This window comes from Mycobacterium montefiorense (genome assembly GCF_003112775.1).
GTDB classification, from domain to species: Bacteria; Actinomycetota; Actinomycetes; order Mycobacteriales; family Mycobacteriaceae; genus Mycobacterium; species Mycobacterium montefiorense.
On the sequence record NZ_BFCH01000001.1, the window covers coordinates 204,232 to 223,631 of the forward strand.

At 66.9% G+C, this 19,400-nt stretch carries 18 protein-coding genes; 10 read left to right on the forward strand and 8 right to left on the reverse strand.

Annotation, left to right across the window (positions count from 1 at the left end):
- Nucleotides 1-12 precede the first annotated feature (12 nt).
- Nucleotides 13-381, forward strand: coding sequence for an OB-fold nucleic acid binding domain-containing protein (locus DB708_RS01015; protein WP_108920084.1), 369 nt, complete (start codon nucleotides 13-15; stop codon nucleotides 379-381).
- Nucleotides 378-1,061 (forward strand): DUF3159 domain-containing protein, encoded by a 684-nt coding sequence (locus DB708_RS01020; protein ID WP_235616568.1) that lies wholly within the window; start codon nucleotides 378-380, stop codon nucleotides 1,059-1,061. The genes DB708_RS01015 and DB708_RS01020 overlap by 4 nt, the downstream gene beginning before the upstream one ends.
- Here DB708_RS01020 and DB708_RS01025 read toward each other — a convergent pair.
- Nucleotides 1,058-1,735: a potassium channel family protein gene (locus DB708_RS01025; protein ID WP_108920085.1), complete on the reverse strand. Its 678-nt coding sequence runs from the start codon at nucleotides 1,733-1,735 to the stop codon at nucleotides 1,058-1,060. The genes DB708_RS01020 and DB708_RS01025 overlap by 4 nt on opposite strands.
- Nucleotides 1,736-1,772: 37 nt before the next feature.
- Entirely contained in the window at nucleotides 1,773-2,456 is a 684-nt protein-coding gene (locus DB708_RS01030; protein ID WP_108920086.1) for a potassium channel family protein, read from the reverse strand.
- A gap of 133 nt (nucleotides 2,457-2,589) precedes the next feature.
- Here DB708_RS01030 and DB708_RS01035 point away from each other — a divergent pair, with 133 nt between their 5' ends.
- From DB708_RS01035 to dxs, 4 genes are all read left to right on the forward strand, one after another.
- Nucleotides 2,590-4,584 carry an APC family permease gene (locus tag DB708_RS01035; protein ID WP_108920087.1) on the forward strand — a complete coding sequence of 665 codons (1,995 nt, stop codon included), beginning with the start codon at nucleotides 2,590-2,592 and terminating at the stop codon, nucleotides 4,582-4,584.
- A gap of 30 nt (nucleotides 4,585-4,614) precedes the next feature.
- Nucleotides 4,615-5,817, forward strand: a complete 1,203-nt coding sequence (locus DB708_RS01040; RefSeq protein ID WP_108920126.1) for a class I SAM-dependent RNA methyltransferase — start codon at nucleotides 4,615-4,617, stop codon at nucleotides 5,815-5,817.
- A gap of 161 nt (nucleotides 5,818-5,978) precedes the next feature.
- Entirely contained in the window at nucleotides 5,979-7,442 is a 1,464-nt protein-coding gene (locus DB708_RS01045; RefSeq protein ID WP_108920088.1) for a cation:proton antiporter domain-containing protein, read from the forward strand.
- A 37-nt stretch (nucleotides 7,443-7,479) separates the two neighbouring features.
- A complete protein-coding gene (dxs, locus tag DB708_RS01050) occupies nucleotides 7,480-9,393 on the forward strand; it encodes a 1-deoxy-D-xylulose-5-phosphate synthase (protein WP_108920089.1) in 1,914 nt (637 codons plus the stop codon).
- Here dxs and DB708_RS01055 read toward each other — a convergent pair.
- The 3 genes from DB708_RS01055 to DB708_RS01065 all read right to left on the reverse strand — a co-directional run bounded on the left by DB708_RS01055 (nucleotide 9,390) and on the right by DB708_RS01065 (nucleotide 12,206).
- A complete protein-coding gene (locus tag DB708_RS01055) occupies nucleotides 9,390-10,682 on the reverse strand; it encodes an HRDC domain-containing protein (RefSeq protein WP_108920090.1) in 1,293 nt (430 codons plus the stop codon). The two genes, dxs and DB708_RS01055, sit on opposite strands and share 4 nt — an antisense overlap.
- A 1-nt stretch (nucleotide 10,683) precedes the next feature.
- Complete coding sequence (locus DB708_RS01060) at nucleotides 10,684-11,265, reverse strand: DUF3000 domain-containing protein (protein WP_235616569.1); 582 nt, start codon at nucleotides 11,263-11,265, stop codon at nucleotides 10,684-10,686.
- 131 nt (nucleotides 11,266-11,396) lie between these two features.
- Entirely contained in the window at nucleotides 11,397-12,206 is an 810-nt protein-coding gene (locus DB708_RS01065) for an enoyl-CoA hydratase/isomerase family protein (RefSeq protein ID WP_201263385.1), read from the reverse strand.
- A gap of 83 nt (nucleotides 12,207-12,289) precedes the next feature.
- Here DB708_RS01065 and hemE point away from each other — a divergent pair, with 83 nt between their 5' ends.
- From hemE to DB708_RS01085, 4 genes are read left to right on the forward strand one after another with little or no spacing between them, the layout of a single operon-like run.
- Nucleotides 12,290-13,339 carry a uroporphyrinogen decarboxylase gene (gene hemE, locus DB708_RS01070; RefSeq protein ID WP_108920092.1) on the forward strand — a complete coding sequence of 350 codons (1,050 nt, stop codon included), beginning with the start codon at nucleotides 12,290-12,292 and terminating at the stop codon, nucleotides 13,337-13,339.
- Nucleotides 13,336-14,712, forward strand: coding sequence for a protoporphyrinogen oxidase (locus DB708_RS01075; RefSeq protein WP_108920093.1), 1,377 nt, complete (start codon nucleotides 13,336-13,338; stop codon nucleotides 14,710-14,712). The genes hemE and DB708_RS01075 overlap by 4 nt, the downstream gene beginning before the upstream one ends.
- Before the next feature lie 5 nt (nucleotides 14,713-14,717).
- Entirely contained in the window at nucleotides 14,718-15,413 is a 696-nt protein-coding gene (hemQ, locus tag DB708_RS01080; protein ID WP_108920094.1) for a hydrogen peroxide-dependent heme synthase, read from the forward strand.
- Nucleotides 15,410-16,162 carry a class I SAM-dependent methyltransferase gene (locus DB708_RS01085; protein ID WP_108920095.1) on the forward strand — a complete coding sequence of 251 codons (753 nt, stop codon included), beginning with the start codon at nucleotides 15,410-15,412 and terminating at the stop codon, nucleotides 16,160-16,162. Before hemQ ends, DB708_RS01085 begins: the two co-directional genes overlap by 4 nt.
- A gap of 83 nt (nucleotides 16,163-16,245) precedes the next feature.
- Here the strand turns inward: DB708_RS01085 and msrB are convergent, their stop codons facing one another.
- The 3 genes from msrB to DB708_RS01100 all read right to left on the reverse strand — a co-directional run.
- A complete protein-coding gene (gene msrB, locus DB708_RS01090; protein ID WP_108920096.1) occupies nucleotides 16,246-16,668 on the reverse strand; it encodes a peptide-methionine (R)-S-oxide reductase MsrB in 423 nt (140 codons plus the stop codon).
- Nucleotides 16,665-17,975: an arabinofuranan 3-O-arabinosyltransferase gene (gene aftC, locus DB708_RS01095; protein ID WP_108920097.1), complete on the reverse strand. Its 1,311-nt coding sequence runs from the start codon at nucleotides 17,973-17,975 to the stop codon at nucleotides 16,665-16,667. Before aftC ends, msrB begins: the two co-directional genes overlap by 4 nt.
- Before the next feature lie 20 nt (nucleotides 17,976-17,995).
- A partial coding sequence (locus tag DB708_RS01100) for an alpha/beta fold hydrolase (protein ID WP_108920098.1) occupies nucleotides 17,996-19,400 on the reverse strand: 1,405 nt, incomplete at its 5' end.

Here is a 19,400-nt window from a genome sequence, read left to right on the forward strand (position 1 = left end):
TCAGGAGTGAGCATGGGGGCTCAGGGTTATTTACGCCGCCTCACCCGTCGGTTGACGGAGGACCCGGAGCAACTTGATTCCGAGGAGTTGTCGGACGAGGTTGCGAGTACCGGTGCGCAGCGCGTCATCGATTGCGAACGTGGCCAGGAGGTCACGATGGTAGGCACGCTGCGCAGCGTGGAATGTAACGGCAAGGGCTGCGCGGGTGGTGTCAAGGCTGAACTGTTCGACGGCAGTGACACCGTGACCCTGGTGTGGTTGGGACAGCGCCGCATTCCCGGCATCGACTCGGGCCGCACTTTGCGGGTGCGTGGCCGGATGGGCAAGCTGGAGAACGGAACAAAGGCCATCTACAACCCGCATTATGAAATTCAACGTTGACCCTGCCCAGTAATACGTCGAATCGCATCAGTCCAGAACGCCTGCTGAGCCAGCTAGGCGGGGTCAGTGGTGTCATCTACTCGTCGCTGCCCGTCGTGATCTTTGTGGCGGTTTCCAGCCTGTCGGGCCTACTGCCCGCAATCGGCGCGGCGCTCGGGGTGGCCGCGCTGGTCTTGGTGTGGCGGCTGATCCGGCGGGATTCCATCCAGCCGGCGTTTTCCGGGTTCGCCGGCGTCGCCGTTTGTGCGCTGATCGCTTATATCGTCGGGGAATCCAAGGGCTATTTCTTGCTCGGCATCTGGATCTCGCTGCTGTGGGCGGTCGTGTTCGCGGTGTCCGTGGTGATCCGCCGTCCGCTGGTTGGCTACGCGTGGAGCTGGGCCACCGGGCGGGATCGGGGCTGGCGCAACGTTGCCCGGGCCGTCTACGCGTTCGACGTCGCCTCGCTGTGCTGGGTGCTGGTCTTCGGCGCGCGGTTCGGGGTTCAGCTACTGCTGTACGACGCGGGTCAGACCGGCTGGCTGGCCGCGGCGCGCATCGGGATGGGCTGGCCGCTGACCGCGGTGGCAGCGCTGGTGACCTATGTGGCGATCAGGGCCGCGCAGCGTGCGATCGCCGGCGCCGCCGATGATTTCGACCCCGCCGCCGTGGCGCTCGACGCCGACACCGTCGGCGACTAGTTCGCGGGCGGCGCGGCCGCCGGCAACAGCAGTTTGCGCAAATCCTCTTCCGCCTCGGTGACCGAGACGAAGAGCAACTCGTCGCCGCCTTCCAGCGGCTCGTCGGCCTCCGGCACGATCACGCGCGGCCCGCGCAGGATGGTGACCAGCGCTACATCCCGGGGCAGCTCGAGCCGGCGTACCGGCTTGCCGCCCCAGGGCGTGTCGTCGGGCAGGGTGATCTCGACCAGGTTGGCCTGACCCCGCCGGAATTCCATCAGGCGCACCAAATCTCCCACAGCGACGGCTTCTTCGATCAGCGACGCCAGCATCCGCGGGGTGGACACCGCCACGTCGACGCCCCAGGCGTCGGTGAACAGCCATTCGTTTCGGGGGTCGTTGACCCGGGCCACCACCCGGGGCACCGCGAACTCGGTCTTGGCCAGCAGGCTGAGCACCACATTGACCTTGTCGTCACCGGTCGCGGCGACCACCACGTCGAAATCCTCGAGGTGCACCGACTCCAGCAGGCTCAGTTCGCAGGCGTCGCCGAGGCGCCAGTGCGCGGACGGGATCGCGTCGACGTCGACGTGCTCGGGGTTGCGTTCGATCAGGGTGACGTCGTGGTTGTTCTCGATGAGCTCGCGGGTGACCGAGCGGCCGACTGCGCCGGCACCGGCGACAGCTACCTTCATGTGTGCCGCTCCTTAGTCGTGGTCGGGCGGCTCGGGATCAATGCCCCGCTCCCGAATCGATGTCCTCGCTGGGCGGCAGCGCGGCGATTGCCACCGCCTCGGCTGCCCGGCCGGATATCGCGGCGATGTAGACCTGATCGCCGGCCTGGATGACAGTCTTGGGTTCGGGCAAGATGCCGGTGCCGAAGCGGATCAAAAATGCCACGCGCGCGCCGGTGGCCTGCTCGAGATCGGTGGCCCGACGGCCCACCCAGTCCTCCTGCAGGACGACCTCAGCCACGGCGACAGTTCCGGTGGGGTCGCGCCACTTGGCGGTCTCGCTCTCCCGGGTCAACGCGTTGAGCAGGCGATCGGTGGTCCACGGCACGGTGGCAATCGTCGGGATACCGAGGCGTTCATAGACCTCGGCGCGCTTGGCATCGTAAATGCGGGCCACCACCCGATTAACGCCGAACGTCTCGCGAGCAAGTCGAGCCGAGATGATGTTGGAGTTGTCCCCGGATGACACCGCGGCGAACGCGTCGGCCTCCTCGATGCCCGCTTTCAGCAGCACATCCCGGTCGAACCCCTGGCCCAGCACCCGTTCTCCGGCGAACTCCGGGCTCAGCCTGTTAAACGCCGAGCTGTCGCGGTCGATCACCGCGACATCGTGGCCAATTCGGGACAACCCGTCGGACAGGGAAGAGCCCACCCGGCCGCATCCCATCACAACCACCCGCACGTCAGGTCCTCTCGGCTGATCGGAGTATGTGTCATTTCATCGGCAAACTTCGTTGGCCAGCCGATATCCGTCGGGAATATTGTCGCCCAGGGAACGCTACCGGCACGGCCCGTTGCGCTTACTCTTGGCTCTCGTGTCCAAACTTTCAACCGCAGCGCGCCGGTTGCTGATTGGCCGGCCCCAACGCAGCGACCGGCTGAGCCACACCCTGCTGCCTAAGCGCATCGCCTTGCCGGTGTTTGCTTCCGACGCACTGTCCTCGGTGGCGTATGCGCCCGAGGAAATCTTTTTGATGCTCTCGGTGGCCGGAGCGGCCGCTTACGCCCTGACGCCGTGGATCGGTCTCGCGGTGGCCGCGGTCATGCTGGTGGTGGTGGCCAGCTACCGGCAGAACGTGCATGCCTACCCGTCCGGCGGTGGCGACTACGAGGTGGTCACCACGAACCTGGGCGAGACCGCCGGACTCGTGGTGGCCAGTGCCCTGATGGTGGATTACGTTCTCACGGTTGCTGTTTCGACTTCGTCGGCGATGGCGAACATCGGCTCGGCGGTCCCGATCGTCGCGCAGAACAAAGTGTGGTTCTGTGTGGTCGCCATCGTGTTGGTGACGGCGTTGAACCTACGTGGCATCCGCGAGTCCGGGGTGGCCTTCGCGATCCCGACTTATGCGTTCATCGTCGGCGTCGTCGTGATGATCGGGTGGGGGCTGATCCGGATTTTTGTGCTGGGCAATCCTTTGCGGGCCGAATCCGCCGGCTTCCAGATGCACGCCGAGCACGGCCAGATCGTCGGTTTCGCGTTCGCGTTCCTGCTGGCCCGCTCGTTCTCGTCGGGCTGCGCGGCGCTGACCGGTGTCGAGGCAATCAGCAACGGGGTGCCGGCGTTCGAGAAACCCAAGTCGCGCAACGCCGCAACGACTCTGCTGATGCTGGGCGTGATCGCGGTGACATTGCTGATGGGCATCATCGTGCTGGCCCAACAGATCCACGTGCAGCTGGTCGACGATCCGGCCACCCAGCTGACCGGCGCCCCGGCCGGCTACATGCAGAAGACGCTGGTCACGCAGCTGGCGCAGACCGTGTTCGGTAACTTCCGCATCGGGTTCCTGCTCATCGCCACCGTGACCGCGCTGATCTTGGTGTTGGCGGCCAACACCGCGTTCAACGGGTTCCCAGTGCTGGGCTCGGTGCTGGCGCAGCACAGTTACCTGCCGCGTCAGTTGCACACCCGCGGCGACCGCCTGGCGTTTTCCAACGGAATTCTGTTCCTGTCGGCGGCGGCGCTGGCGTTCGTCATCGCGTTCCGCGGTGAGGTGACCGCGCTGATCCAGCTCTACATCGTCGGCGTGTTCATATCGTTCACGCTGAGCCAAATCGGGATGGTCCGGCACTGGACTCGGTTGTTGCGCACCGAGACCGACCCCAGGGCGCGGGCCAAGATGGTGCGCTCACGTGTGATCAATACGGTCGGCTTGCTGTCCACCGGAGCGGTGCTGCTGGTGGTGCTGGTCACCAAATTCTTTGCCGGAGCATGGATCGCGATCGTCGCGATGAGTGCGCTGTTCGTCGTCATGAAGTTGATCCGCAAGCACTACGACACCGTTGGCCGGGAACTCGAAGAGCAAGCCGCCGCCCAGCACGACGTGGTGCTGCCCAGTCGTAACCACGCGTTGGTGCTGGTGTCAAAGCTGCATCTGCCGACCCTGCGGGCATTGGCTTACGCGCGTGCGACCCGTCCCGACGCGCTCGAGGCCGTCACGGTCAGTGTGGATGACGTGGAAACCCGTGCGCTGGTCCATGATTGGGAGAAGAGTGAAATCAGCGTCCCGCTGAAGGTCATCGCCTCTCCATACCGCGACATCACCCGTCCGGTGCTCGACTATGTGAAACGAGTCGCCAAAGAGTCACCGCGCACCGTGGTGACGGTGTTCATCCCGGAGTATGTCGTCGGCCACTGGTGGGAGCAGGTGCTGCACAACCAAAGCGCCCTCAGGCTCAAGGGCCGTCTGCTTTTCATGCCCAACGTGATGGTCACTTCGGTTCCCTGGCAGTTGAATTCGTCGGAGCGACTGCAGATGCTGCAGCCGCACGCGGCTCCCGGCGATGCCCGTCGCGGCATCTTCGACTAAAGCGAATATGTCGTGAGTGCCGAAGCATCGTTGCCCCCCGCTGGCGGGGAGCTGACGCTGGTGACCGGTGCTCCGGCCAACGGCGGCAGCTGCGTGGCTCACCACGAAGGCCGGGTGGTGTTCGTGCGCTACGCCTTGCCCGGTGAGCGAGTACGGGCCCGAGTCACCGCTGATCGCGGATCCTATTGGCACGCAGAGGTTATCGAGGTTATCGAGCCGTCGGCGGATCGAACCGAGTCGCTGTGCCCGATAGCCGGGGTGGACGGCTCCGGTTGTTGCGATCTGGCCTTCGCCACCCCGGACGCGGTTCGGGCGCTCAAGGCGCAGGTGGTGTCGAATCAGTTGGAACGGTTGGGCGGTTATCACTGGAGCGGTGCGGCGGAACCGCTTTCGGATACCGGCCCCACAGGCTGGCGCACCCGGGTGCGCCTGGAGGTGGGCTCCGACGGCCGCCCCGGGTTTCACCGCTACCACAGTGACGAGCTGGTGGCTGACCTGCGCTGCGCGCAGTTGCCGCCGGGAATGCTGGACGAACTGGCGCAAGCATGTTCTGCGGCTGATCTGTCGCCGACCGCGCAGCTGCACGTCGCGATCGACGATGACGGCCAGCGCCATGTGGTGCGCACTCTGCGCCACGGCGGGCGGACGACGACCAATGTGGTGCAGGGTGACTACGAGGCAACCCATCGGGTGGGGCCGCGCAGTTGGCAGGTGCCGGTGACCGCGTTCTGGCAGGCGCACCGCGACGCGGCGCGCGTTTACAGCGCACTGGTTGCCGACTGGGCACAGCCCGGCACCGGCATGCGGGTGTGGGATCTCTACGGCGGCGTAGGCGTTTTCGCCGCCGCTTTGGGCGATGCGGTGGGGGAGTCCGGGCGGGTGCTCACCGTCGACACCTCCCGCGCGTCGACGCGGGCCGCTCGCGCCGCACTGGTCGATCTGCCGCAGGTGGACATCGTCACCGATTCGGTGCGCCGCGCGGTGTCGGCTCAGCGAAGCGGTGCCGACGTGGTCGTGCTGGATCCACCGCGTTCGGGCGCCGGGCGCGATGTCATCGACCTGCTCGCCGCGGCCGGCGTGCCACGGGTCGTGCACATCGGCTGCGAGGCAGCATCTTTCGCCCGCGACATCGGCCTGTACCTCGGTCGTGGCTATACGGTCGAGAAGATCAAGGTGTTCGATGCGTTTCCGCTGACGCATCACACCGAATGCGTGGCGCTGCTGACCGGCTAGGAAGTAGCCGTAACCGAATGCCTCTGCGGTGATTCCCGCGACAGGCTAAACTCCGTCGCGGTGTGCCGGGAAGTCTGGTCGGCAATGTCGTTGTCGACCAACCGAAAGGTTCGAGTGCTTACCAACCAAGAACGGTCCCTGACTGTCGAAGGGCCGCCATCGTGAACGAGACTATTCATTACGCGTTGATCGTCTTGTTCTGCAGCGCCGTCGGTTTGGTCGCGGTCTTGGCGAACCGGCTGACCGAACGAGTCAAGATTCCGGTGGCCCTGCTCGTGCTGGTCGGAGCGGCCGTGGTGGTGCACACCGTGCCCGCGGTGCAGTCACCGTCCGAGCCGACCGTCGAGCGGCTGATCACCATCGCGCTGGTACTGGTGTTGTTCGACGGCGGAATGCACATCGGGCCTTCGCGCTTCCGCGCGGCGATTGTCCCGATCCTGTCGGTCGGCGTGGTGGGCACCGCCCTCACCGCCGCCGGCGCGGCACTGATGCTGCACTACGCGTGCGGAATCGGTTGGTTCCCTGCGTTGCTGGTGGCCACAGCCGTGGCGCCCACCGATCCGGCTGTGGTCTTCTCAGTCCTGGGCAAACGCGAGATTTCTGGTCGCAGTAGCACCATCCTGGAGGGCGAGTCCGGCGCCAATGATCCAGTCGGCATCTCGTTGATGGTCAGCCTGATCGCCGCCGGCGGCCTCAGTGCAGCCGGCTTCGCCAGCGTCGGAGCCCAATTCGCCCTGCAAATGGCGATTGGTCTGGCGGTCGGGGTCGTCGGCGGTCGCGCCCTACTCGTGTTCATGCGGCGCGTGGCATTGCCGAGCGAAAGCCTGTACTCGCTACGCACGTTGGCATGCTGCCTGATGCTGTACGGCATCGCCACCCTTGCGCACGGCTCGGGATTTCTGGCGGTATTCGTCGCCGGCATCGTGATCGGCGACGCTCGCGCGCCCTACAAGCCGGATATCAAGCGATTCCACGCTGCCTTGGCCGGTCTGGCTGAAATCGTCGCGTTTGCCGTGCTGGGTTTAACTGTCGACCTCAACGTGCTCGCCCATCCCGACGTGTGGATTCCCGGGCTACTCCTCGGGGTGGCCCTGACAGTGGTGATTCGGCCGTTGGCGGTGGGCTCCTGCCTGATTCCGGTCCAGCTGCAGCGAAACGAACGCATCTTCATCCTCGCCGCCGGGCTCAAGGGCGCGGTGCCGATCCTGTTAGGTGAGTTCTTGCGCGCTGCCCACGTCGCCGACGCCGAACGTTTGTACGGCATCGTGGTCGTGGTCGTCGTCTTCTCCGTTCTGGTGCAAGGCAGCTCCGTGCCTGGTATCGCAAAACTGTTGCGCCTGCCCATGCGTACTGTCGAGACGCAGCCATGGGAGATCGGTGTCCGGCTCGCGGATGAACCGCAGGGGATCCACCGCTTCAGCGTTGTCTCCGGGTCCGCTGCCCAGGGTTGCACGGTCGAACGTCTCGGTGACCGCGTCGGTGACATTTGGGTGAGCATCGTCGTCCGCGCCACCGGTCTGGTGCCGGTTCGGGGTGACACCGAACTCCAGGCCGGCGACGAGGTCGTGGTGCTGGCGGACCCCGAACTTCGTGACACCCTTGCCGAACTGTTCGACCCCTCGTAGGGAGCTACATCCGGCGTTGGCTGCGTAGACTGTCGTGATGCTCGAACAGATCCGCGGGCCTGCCGATCTGCAGCCCCTTTCACAGCAGCAGCTCCGCGATCTGGCCTCCGAGATCCGCGAGTTCCTGATACACAAGGTGGCTGCGACCGGGGGGCACCTGGGACCCAACCTCGGCGTGGTCGAGCTGACGCTGGCGCTGCACCGGGTGTTCGACTCGCCGCACGATCCGATCATCTTCGACACCGGTCACCAGGCCTATGTGCACAAGATGCTGACCGGCCGCTGCCAGGACTTCGAGACGCTGCGCAAAAAAGGCGGCCTGTCGGGGTATCCGTCGCGCAGCGAAAGCGAGCACGACTGGGTGGAGTCCAGCCACGCCAGCGCGGCGTTGTCGTACGCCGACGGCCTGGCCAAGGCGTTCGAGCTGACCGGGCATCGCAACCGGCACGTGGTCGCGGTGGTCGGCGACGGCGCGCTGACCGGCGGTATGTGCTGGGAGGCGCTCAACAACATCGCGGCGTCCGGTCGTCCGGTCGTCATCGTCGTCAACGACAACGGTCGCAGCTACGCACCCACGATCGGCGGCGTCGCCGACCACCTGGCCATGCTGCGGCTGCAGCCGGCTTACGAGCACGTGCTGGAAAAGGGCCGTGACGTGGTGCGAGCGATGCCGCTGATCGGCGAGATCTGCTACCACTTCATGCACAGCGTCAAGGCGGGCATCAAGGACTCGCTGGCACCGCAGCTGATGTTCACCGATCTTGGGTTGAAGTATGTCGGCCCGGTCGACGGTCACGACGAACGCGCCGTGGAGGCCGCGCTGCGCCGGGCCCGCGGTTTTGGCGGCCCGGTGATCGTGCACGTCGCCACCCGCAAGGGCATGGGCTACGCCCCGGCCGAGGCCGACGAGGCCGAGCAGATGCACTCCACCACGCCGATCGACCCGGTCACCGGCCAGGCCACCAAGATCCCCGGCCCGGGCTGGACCGCGACCTTCTCCGAGGCGCTGATCGGCTACGCCAGAAAGCGCCGCGACATCGTGGCGATCACGGCGGCGATGCCCGGCCCGACCGGGCTGACGGCGTTCGGGCAACGTTTCCCGGATCGGCTGTTCGACGTCGGCATCGCTGAACAGCATGCGATGACGTCGGCGGCTGGGCTGGCGATGGGCGGGATGCACCCGGTGGTGGCCATCTACTCGACGTTCCTCAACCGGGCGTTCGACCAGATCATGATGGACGTGGCGCTGCACAAGCTGCCCGTCACCCTGGTGCTCGACCGTGCCGGGGTCACCGGTTCCGACGGCGCGAGCCACAACGGCATGTGGGATCTGTCGATGCTGAACATTGTGCCCGGCATGCGGGTGGCCGCCCCGCGCGACGCTGCCCGGCTGCGCGAGGAACTCGGCGAGGCGCTCGACGTGAACGACGGCCCGACGGCGCTACGGTTCCCCAAAGGTGATGTGGGCGAAGATATTCCGGCCTTGGAACGGCGATCCGGATCTGATGTGCTCGCGGTACCCGCCGGTGGGCTGAACCACGATGTGCTGCTAGTCGCCGTCGGCGCATTCGCCTCGATGGCGCTGGCTGTGGCCAAGCGACTGCACAACCAGGGGATCGGTGTGACCGTGATCGATCCGCGTTGGGTGTTGCCGGTGTCCGACGGTGTTCTCGAACTGGCGGGGCAGCACAAACTGCTTGTCACGCTGGAGGACAACGGCGTCAACGGCGGTGTGGGGTCAGCGATTTCGGCCGCGCTGCGCCACGCCGAGATCGACATGCCATGCCGCGATGTCGGCCTGCGCCAGGACTTCTACGAGCACGCATCCCGCGGCGAGGTGTTGGCCGACCTCGGGCTGACCGACCAGGATGTGGCCCGCCGCATCACCGGTTGGGTTGCCGCACTGGGCAGTTACGAATCCGAAGCCGAGATCCGCGAGCACCTCGACTAGCTGTCGGTGCGCTCGGCCTCGGGTGGCGGCTGCAGTGCGGTCGCCAGCACGGGGTCCACGAGTTCACGTTGCCAGTCCCTCGCGTGGCCGGCGCACAAGAATCCTTCGACAGCCTCGACCGGGTCCGCCGCGCCCTCCCAGTCCCAGCACAGTCGGCGCACCAAGTCAGGCGAGACCAGGTTCTCCGTCGGCACATTCACCCGCTCCGACAGCTCCGACAGCCCTGCGCGGGCCGCCTCCAGCCGGGCGGCTGCCTCCGGCTTGCGTCTGCTCCAGCGCGCCGGCGGCGGCGGCCCGTTCGGCGGCTCGGCGTCTTCGGGTGGATCCTTGCTGTCGCGGGCGGTCTGCAGCGCACCCAACCACGTTGCCGCGCTGCGCCGTTGGTTTCGCCCACCGAACACCGGCAGCGCTATCAGGTCTTCGACGGTCTTCGGATTGGCGAGGGCGGCGTCGATGATCGCCGAGTCCGGCAGGATGCGCCGCGGTGCGATGTCGCGGCGCTGCGCGATGCTGTCGCGTGTCGTCCACATTTCGCGCACCGCGGCCAGGCCCCGGCGGTCCCGCACCTTGTGGATGCCCGACGTTCGCCGCCAGCGGTCGCGCCGCGGCGCGACCTCCTTGCTGCCCACGGCCCGCAGGTAGTCGAATTCCTGTGCAGCCCAATCGCTTTTGCCCTGCTCAGCCAACTCGGCCGCGATGGCGGCGCGGAGTTCGACGAGCAGTTCCACGTCGAGGGCCGCGTAGTTGAGCCAGTCCGCGGGCAGCGGGCGCTTGGACCAGTCGGCCGCGCCATGACCTTTGACCAGACCATGGCCCAGCAGCCGCTCGGTCATCGCCGCCAGGTTCACCCGCTCGAACCCGCCCAGCCGCCCGGCGAGTTCGGTGTCGTACAGCGCGGGCGGTCGCATGCCGACCTCGGCCAGACAGGGCAGGTCCTGATCGGCCGCGTGCAGGATCCATTCGTCTTGGCTGAGCACGTCGGCGACGGGCCGCAGCGCCGTCAGGGGATCGGCACCGTGGCTGACCGGGTCGATGAGCACGGTGCCCGCGCCGGTGCGCCGAATCTGTATCAGGTAGGCCCGATTGGAGTAGCGGAATCCCGACGCCCGCTCGGCGTCCACCGCGAATGGGCCATGCCCGCGGTCCAGGAGTCGCGCGGCATCGGCGATCTCGCCGACACTCACCGAGAGATCGGGTACTCCGTCGGCCGGGCGCAGAAGTGGGGTGGATTCGGGTTCAGTGCTGCCGGGCACGTTGCTGTCGGGCCCATCGGACCCCGGCTCAGACATGTCAGGCGCGTGACCGCGAGCTCAAGTCGGTGACCCCGGTCGGCGGTAGGCCTGCGGCGTGTTCGAGCACCTCGCAAAACGCCTCGACATGCCCGCCGACGGCGGGTGAGGTGGCCGTCCATGAGGCCCGCAGCTCGAGCTGGTGCGCCCGCGGCGGCCCGGAGATGTCGCCGTAGCGCACCGATGTGGTGGCGGTGACGGTGCCACCCAGAGCTGTGACCTGGTCAGTCCGGGCTTCCAGCGCGTCGACGAGCCAGCTCCACGCCACCTCCGGCAGCAGGGGATCGACGGCTTCGCTGGAGTCCAGGTCGGCTTGGATGTAGGCGACCAGGCGCATGGTGCCGTCCCAGGCGTCCGCGCCGTCCGGGTCGTGCAGCAGGATCAACCGGCCGAACGCGTCGCCTTCTGACCGCTCGGGAACGATCTCGAGGTCGGGATGTTTGACTTCGGCGCCCAGCGCGTAGCTGAAGGGGGCCAGGCGCTGCGGCAGCCGGATCGGGCCCAACTCGATCTCCGGCCGTGCGTTGACGGCGTTCATTGCCGCCACCGCCTCGCGGAATGGGGCCGGTTCGACTGAGGTCACAGCGTTCGACGCTAGACCTATCGCCTGACACGCCGCGACAGGCGCGCCGATCTTCAAACCCGTCGCGACCAAGCTGTTACCAGGGTGTGTCACGTCGTGATCTCACGACGTTTATCCTGTTCAGAAGCTCTTCAGTCGTTGAATCGCGCCGGGCGCTTCTCGCGGTGCGCGGCGAGGCCTTCCTGCACGTCCGGGCCGCTGAAACTCAAGAATTCCAGGCCGAGCGACGTCTCGAAGGCGGGCGCGAACATGCGATACCAGTGATTGAGGCTGTGTTTGGTCCAGCGGATCGCATTCTGGGCTCCCTGCGCCAGATCATTGGCGACGCGGGTCGCCGTCGCGAGCACGTCGTCATCGTCGACGCAGACCGACACCAGGCCGATGCGTTCGGCTTCTTCACCCAGCAGGGTGTCGCAGGTCAATAGGTAGTACTTGGCCTTGGCCATGCCGACCAGCAGTGGCCAGCAGATCGCGGCGTGGTCGCCGGCGGCCACGCCGAGCTTGGTGTGGCCGTCGATGATCTTGGCGGTCCGCCCGGCCACCGAGATGTCGGAAAGCAACGCCACCACCAATCCGGCGCCGACGGCGGGGCCCCGGATCGCCGAGACCATCGGCTTGTCGAAGTTGACGATGTTGAGCACCAGGTCGCGGGCCTCGCGCATGATGCGAAGCCGGCCCTCATAGTCGCCGATGGTTTCCGAGATCAGGTCGAAACTGCCGCCGGAGGAGAACGCCTTACCTTCACCACGGATCAGGACGGCCCGTACGTCGGGGTCGCGGTTGATGGCGGGCCAGACGTCGGCGAGATCGCGGTGCATTTGCGGCCCCACCGAGTTCAGCCCGGGAGCGTCGAGAACCACCGTGAGGACGCCGTTGCCGCCGTGTTCAAAGCGGAGGCTGGGGAACTCGTCGTAGTTGACTGAGACTGGCGCTACTGACACTGGGTCGATGTTACGCAGCGATGCCGGGTGATCGAGGGGCGCCGCCCGGCCCCGGTACCAGCACCGTGGCAGCATTGAGTGCAATGAGTACCCGTCGCGAACTTCCCGAGGCGCCCTACCTGGCTGCTGTCACCGGCCGTAAACCCGGCCGCGTGCCGGTGTGGTTCATGCGGCAGGCCGGGCGTTCGCTGCCCGAGTACCGCGCGCTGCGCGAACGCACCAGCATGCTCGAGGCGTGCTTGCAGCCCGAGATCGTCTGCGAGATCACCCTGCAACCGATCCGGCGCCATGACGTCGACGCGGCGATCCTGTTCTCCGACATCGTCGTACCGCTGCGTGCCGCGGGCATCGATTTGGACATCGTCGCCGACGTCGGGCCGGTGATCGCGCACCCGATCCGCACCCACGCCGATATTGATGCAATGAAACCCCTTGAACTGCAAGCCATTCAGCCGGTTTGTCAGGCGGTTTCGCTGCTGGTCGACGCGCTCGGCAACGTCCCGCTGATCGGTTTCGCCGGGGCGCCCTTCACGCTGGCGTCCTACCTCGTCGAAGGTGGCCCGAGCCGAAACCACGCCCGCACCAAGGCGATGATGCTGGCCGAACCCGCCAGCTGGCACGCGCTGATGTCGAAGCTAACCGATCTCACCGTTCAGTTCTTGCGCGGCCAGATCAACGCCGGGGTGGACGCCATCCAGCTGTTCGACTCGTGGGCGGGAACCCTGTCGCTGGCCGACTATCGCCAATATGTGCTGCCGCACAGCAGCCGGGTGTTCGCGACGCTGGCCGAGTACGGGCTACCGATGACACATTTCGGCGTCGGGACGGCCGAACTGCTGGGCGCGATGGGCGAAGCGGGTCCGACGGTCGTCGGGGTGGATTGGCGAACCTCGCTCACCGATGCCGCTGCCAGAGTGCGGCCCGGCACCGCGCTGCAGGGCAACCTCGATCCGGTGGTGGTGCTGGCGGGCTGGCCGGCGACCGAACGCGCGGCGCGCGCCGTCGTCGACGATGGCCGCCGCGCTGTGGACGCCGGTGTCGCGGGCCACGTCTTCAATCTCGGTCACGGAGTGCTGCCCGAGACCGACCCCGGTGTGCTGACCGACCTGGTGTCACTGGTCCACTCGTTATGACCCAGCGCTCGTATTGCGTTGTGGGAGGCGGGATTTCCGGCCTGACGGCGGCTTACCGGCTGCGGCTGGCTGCGGGCGACGACGCGAGCATCACGTTGTTCGATCCGGGCGAGCGGCTTGGTGGGATATTGCGCACCGAGCAGGTCGGCGGACGGCCGATGGACCTGGGTGCGGAGGCGTTCGTGCTGCGCCGGCCCGAGATGCCCGCGCTGCTCGCCGAGCTGGGGCTGTCTGATCGCCAACTTGGCACCACCGGCGCCCGGCCATTGATCTACAGTCAGCGCGAGCTGCACCCGCTGCCGGCGGCCACGGTCGTCGGAATTCCCTCCTCGGCGGCGTCGGTCGCCGGACTGGTCGACGACGCCACTCTCGCGCGCATCGAGGCTGAGCCGGGCCGCCCGCTGGATTGGAAACCCGGAACCGACCCCGCCGCAGCCGAATTGGTGAGTGATCGGTTCGGCGAGCAGACCGTGGCCCGCTCGGTCGACCCGCTGCTGAGCGGTGTGTACGCGGGCTCGGCGGCCACGATCGGGCTGCGCGCCGCCGCCCCCAGCGTGGCGGCGGCTCTGGATCGCGGCGCCACCAGCTTGACCGACGCGGTCCGGCAGGGTCTGCCGCCGGCGACGGGTGCGCCGGTGTTCGGCGCGCTGGACGGCGGCTACCAGGTGCTGATCGACGAGCTGGTGGCGCGCAGCCGGGCGCGCTGGATTCGGGCCGCGGTGCAGCGGCTCGACCCTGCCGGGCAGGGCTGGGCGCTGCGCGATGACAGCGGCGCCGGATGCAACGCCGACGCGGTGATCCTGGCCGTCCCCGCCCCGCGGCTGGCCCGCCTGATCAATCGCGTAGCCCCGCGGACGTTCGCCGCCGCGAGCCGGATCGCGAGTGCGTCGTCGGTGGTGGTCGCGCTCGCGGTGCCCGGTGATACGGCGTTCCCGGAGTACTCGGGAGTGCTGGTGGCCAGCGGTGAGCGGTTGCGCAGCAAGGCAATCACGCTGTCGTCACGCAAGTGGGGTGTGCCGGGCGACCTGCAATTCCTGCGGCTGTCCTTCGGGCGGTTCGGCGACGACCTGGCGGCCACCGCCTCCGACGAGGAGCTGCTGGCCTGGGCGGTCGACGACCTGGCGACCGTGTTCGGGCTGGGCGTCGAACCGGTGGATGCCCGGGTGCAGCGGTGGATCGAGGCGATGCCGCAGTATGGGCCGGGCCACGCCGACGTGGTCGCGCAACTGCGCGACGGCTTGCCGCCGACGCTCGCCGTGGCGGGCAGCTACCTCGACGGGATCGGCGTGCCGGCCTGTATCGGCGCGGCCGGCAAGGCCGTCGAGCGTGTGATCAGGGCCATCGAGGGTTCCGACGCGGAAGTGGCACGATAGGTCTCATGGCCAAGATCGACTTTGACGCCCTGAACTCGACGATTCGCTACCTGATGTTCTCGGTGTTCTCGGTGGAGCCCGGTGAATTGGGTGACCAGCGTGACGCCGTCATTGACGAGACGGCCCGGTTTTTCAAGCAGCAGGAAGAACGCGGTGTCGTGGTGCGCGGCCTTTACGACGTCGCGGGTCTGCGTGCGGATGCCGATTTCATGATCTGGACGCACGCCGAGCGGGTCGAAGCGTTGCAAGCCACCTATGCAGATTTCCGCCGCACCACCACGCTAGGACAGGTCAGCGCGCCGGTGTGGAGCAGCGTGGCGCTGCACCGGCCGGCGGAGTTCAACAAGAGCCACATTCCGGCGTTTCTGGCCGGCGAGGAAGCCGGTGCCTACATCTGCGTGTATCCATTCGTGCGGTCCTACGAGTGGTACCTGCTGCCCGACGAGGAACGCCGCCGCATGCTCGCCGAGCACGGCATGGCCGCGCGCGAGTACAAGGACGTCCGGGCCAACACGGTGCCAGCGTTCGCGCTCGGCGATTACGAATGGCTCCTGGCCTTCGAGGCTCCCGAACTGCACCGCATCGTCGATCTGATGCGTGAACTCCGCGCCACCGATGCCCGGCGGCACACCCGCGAGGAGACGCCGTTCTTCACCGGGCCGCGGGTGCCGGTCGAGCAGTTGGTTAATTCCCTGCCGTGACAACGCAATTCGATCCCAACGATCCCACCCGTTTCGAGCAGATGTACCGCGACGACCAGACGTCGCACGGCCTGCCCGCGGCGACCCCATGGGACATCGGCGGCCCGCAGCCGGTGGTCCAGCAGCTGGTCGCGCTCGGCGCGATCAAGGGTGAGGTGCTCGACCCGGGCACCGGCCCGGGCCACCACGCGATCTACTACGCATCCAAGGGATACTCGGCCACCGGCGTCGACGGGTCGGCGGCCGCCCTGGAACGGGCCCGCGAGAACGCCCAAAAGGCAGGCGTATCAGTGAATTTCGAACTGGCCGACGCCACCAAGCTGGAAGGGCTGGACAACCGTTTCGACACCGTCGTCGACTGCGCGTTCTACCACACCTTCAGCGGTGAGCCCGAGCTTGCGCAGTCGTACGTGCAGGCGCTGCGGCGGGCGACCAAGCCGGGCGCGCGACTTTACATGTTCGAGTTCGGAGCGCACGACGTCAACGGCTTCACCATGATGCGGTCGTTGTCCGAGAACGACTTTCGTGACGTGCTTCCAGCCGGCGGCTGGGAGATCAGCTATCTGGGCACCACTACCTACCAAGTCAACATCAGTGCCAAGAGCATTGAGACGATGGCCGCGCCCAATCCCGACATGGCCGATCAGGCCGAAGACATGCTGAAGCGGTACCGCTCGATGGAACCCTGGCTGAAGGACGGTCGGGTGCATGCGCCGTTCTGGGAAGTCCACGCCACCCGAGCGGGCTAGTTTCGTCGAGACGGTAAATCCGCAGCGAAAGTGCGAGTAGCGCCCCGCGAAATTACAGGCTCGGCGACAACGCGGTGAGGCCGCTATTCGTCAGACGGGACCAGGCGCAGCGAGATCGAGTTGATGCAGTACCGCTGATCCGTCGGCGTTGGATAACCCTCGCCAGCGAACACGTGACCCAGATGGCTGTGGCAGTTCGCGCAGATCACCTCGGTACGCGTCGCGCCGAGCGAATGGTCGGGTCGCAGGATCACCGCTTCCGACTTGGCCGGGTCGAAGAACGACGGCCAGCCGCAGTGCGAGTCGAATTTCTCCGTGCTGCGGAACAATTCAGCGCCGCAGGCCCGGCACTGGTAGACGCCCTCGGTCTTGGTGTCGGTGTACTCGCCGACACCGGGCCGTTCGGTGCCGGCGCGGCGCAGCACCGCAAACTCCTCCGGGGTGAGTTTCTTACGCCACTCGTCGTCGGTCAGTTGCACCTTCGGAGCAATGTCGGGGGAAGTCATGCGTCCACGTTAGCCCGCATCCGCTCGGACGTCAGCCAGGCCGGGTCGATGCCGCTGTCCAGCCGGTTTTCGGCCTTGGCGTCGGAGTAGCGGAAGTAGAGCACCGTGAACACCACGATCAACAGCAACGACCAGCCGTAGGTGATCTTGAGGTACTCCAGGGCGCGGCCGTATCGCATCCAGTTGAACAAGAGCCAGCGGTCCAGAGTCATGAAGCCGTAGATCCCCAGCCAGGCCGGCCAGTTGCGGAGCACCGAGTTGGGCAACACGACCGTCATCAGGAACGGGAACAGCATCATCGAGTAGTAGCCCTGCGACAACGACAACGCCAGCCACGACCACAGCAGCAGCACGCCGGCCGAGGTGGTGAACCAGAACAGCGGATCGCGGGTGCGGTAGTAGCGGTACAGCAGCCAGATCGCACCGATCGCGAGCACCGTGAACAGCAGCCGCAGGAACACGATCAGCCAGGTGGGCAAGCCGAAGTAGATGCCGTTGCCCTCGATGGAGCTGTTGAAGTAGTCGCGAGTGCCCAGGAAATACGGCACCGTTTTCGTGACGAAGTCCTTCGGATCGTTGACCAGTGGCCACGCGGCCACATTGACCACGATCGGAACCACGACCGCGGGCACCAGCGCCCGCCACTGCCGGTTCAGCAGAGGCAACAACAGCAGCGGTAAGAGCACCGGTTTGAGCGTGAGCGTCAAGCCGATCACTAAGCCGGCCCACCATTGATGGCTGCGTTTGCCGTCCAATAGCCACCACAAGAACAGCATCTCGGCGAGCAGCACGCAGCCGTTGATGTTGGTGAACACCAGCGTGTTCGTCACCGTCTCGGTGCAGAACATGGCCAGCAGCAGGGCCGGGGCCGCGACCGAGGACAGGGTGAATTTGAACAGCCGCAGCAACAAGTACCAGGCGATCAGGATCGCGATCGTGTTGATCAGGATGAACAGGTAGCGCGACGGCGCGAACGGCAGGTAGCCGAAGGGTGCCATCAGCAGCGTGCCGCCGGGCGGATACAGGTAGTGCGGGTCGACGTAGTCGAAGTGCTCGTTGTAGATGGCCCAGCCGCGCCGGAAGTTCAGCACCGCCCGATAGACCGGCTTGAAGTCGTCGGTGATGTTGCCGTTGGTAGTGATCACGATGCTGCGGTGCAGCACTGAAAGAATCGCGGCCGGCCACAGCGCGGACCGCAATATCGTCGCCGTGCTCGGTGGCCCAGTGCGGGGACGGAAGGTGGCAAGCACCCGATCGCGCAGGCCGGTCCGAGTCGAGTCAGCAGCCGTCACCAGCGCACCGTACACCGCCGTGACGGGCCGTCCGGTCAGGCGGGACAGTAAGTGTCGGTTCCGGGCAGTTTGCCGGTGTCGATGTAGCCGACCATCGGTGGGACGGCGCACGGCGTGTAGATGCTCGCGCCGTGTCCGATGCCCTGCCACATCACCCGCCGGCTGGCCGCGTTCGCGTTGATGATGGTCGCCGCTGTCTGGGCAACGCCTTCGGAGCCGACGATCGGATCGTTCTGCACGCCCAGCAACACCACGTCGACCTTGAGATCCTTGGGCGGCGCCGTCGGCGAGATCGTGGGCCAGTGCACGCACTTGATCAAGTTGAGCGCGCCCACCGTGCCGAACTGCGGGTAGAGCTTGCCCCAGGCGACCACGAGTTCACGGACCCGGTCCGGGGTTGGGCGGTTGATCGCGTCGCTGCAGGAGTTGACGAACTGACCGTCGGTGTCCTGGGTGGCGTCGGCATGGTTGATCAGGTTGGTCAGCGGGTTGGCGTCGCCGGAGCGGGCAGCCGCCAGCGCGTTGGCCAGACTCGTGGTGGCGTTGACGCGGCTCCCGGAGGGGAAGCCCAGCGCGACGGTGATGGCGTTGACGACTTCGGCCAGCGACGCGCCGCCGGGGCCCCTGCCGGCGCGGGCGTCGGCGAGCAGCGAGCTGACGGCGCCCTTGGGATCGGGCCCCAGCGCGCAGTTCACCGCGACGCATTGCGCGGCGAAGGCGTCGAGCGCGGCCTGCTGGCCCTTGACTTGTTGCTCGGCGGCCGCTTCGGCGTTGACGCCCAGGGCAATTGGGGAGTCCAGCATCAGCCGGGCGACTTTGTCCGGGCGCGACGACGCGTAGGCCAGCGCGACCTGGGCGCCGTTGCCGATGCCCAGCAGCGCGACCGAGGGCACGTCCCACAGACTGCGCAGCCGCTCGATGTCCGAGGCGGCGTGTGAGTTGTCGTAGGCACTGTCACCCGGCGCGATGGCGTCGGTGCAGTTGGTGGTGGCGGTGTTGGAGATTTCGGACAGATTGGCGACCGGGTCGTCACCGCTCTGGAATTGCGCCTGATCGCGCATTGCCTGGCGGTCGGAGTGATCCCGGCAGTCGAGCGGGCTCGACATGCCGATCCCGCGGCGGTCCACGGCGACAATCGGGTGGGCCGTCAGCAGATCGTTGCCCGACCGGGACAGCCATACCGGCAACTGCGCCGACGACGGCAGGTCCGAGCCGGTGGTGAAGACGACGGGGCCCGCGTCCTTCGGGGTCTGATTGGACCGGGCGCGCACCACGCCCACGGTCACGGTTCCCGACCCTCCGTTGACCGGGTCGAGGTCGGCGTCGAAGTTCGCGCAATCCAGCTGGATGCCGCCCGGGGCGGGTCGGACGCCGGCGTCGTTGAACACCTTCGAGGTGCAGTCGTGCCACGACAAGTCGTTCTTGGGGGCGGCGATCGGC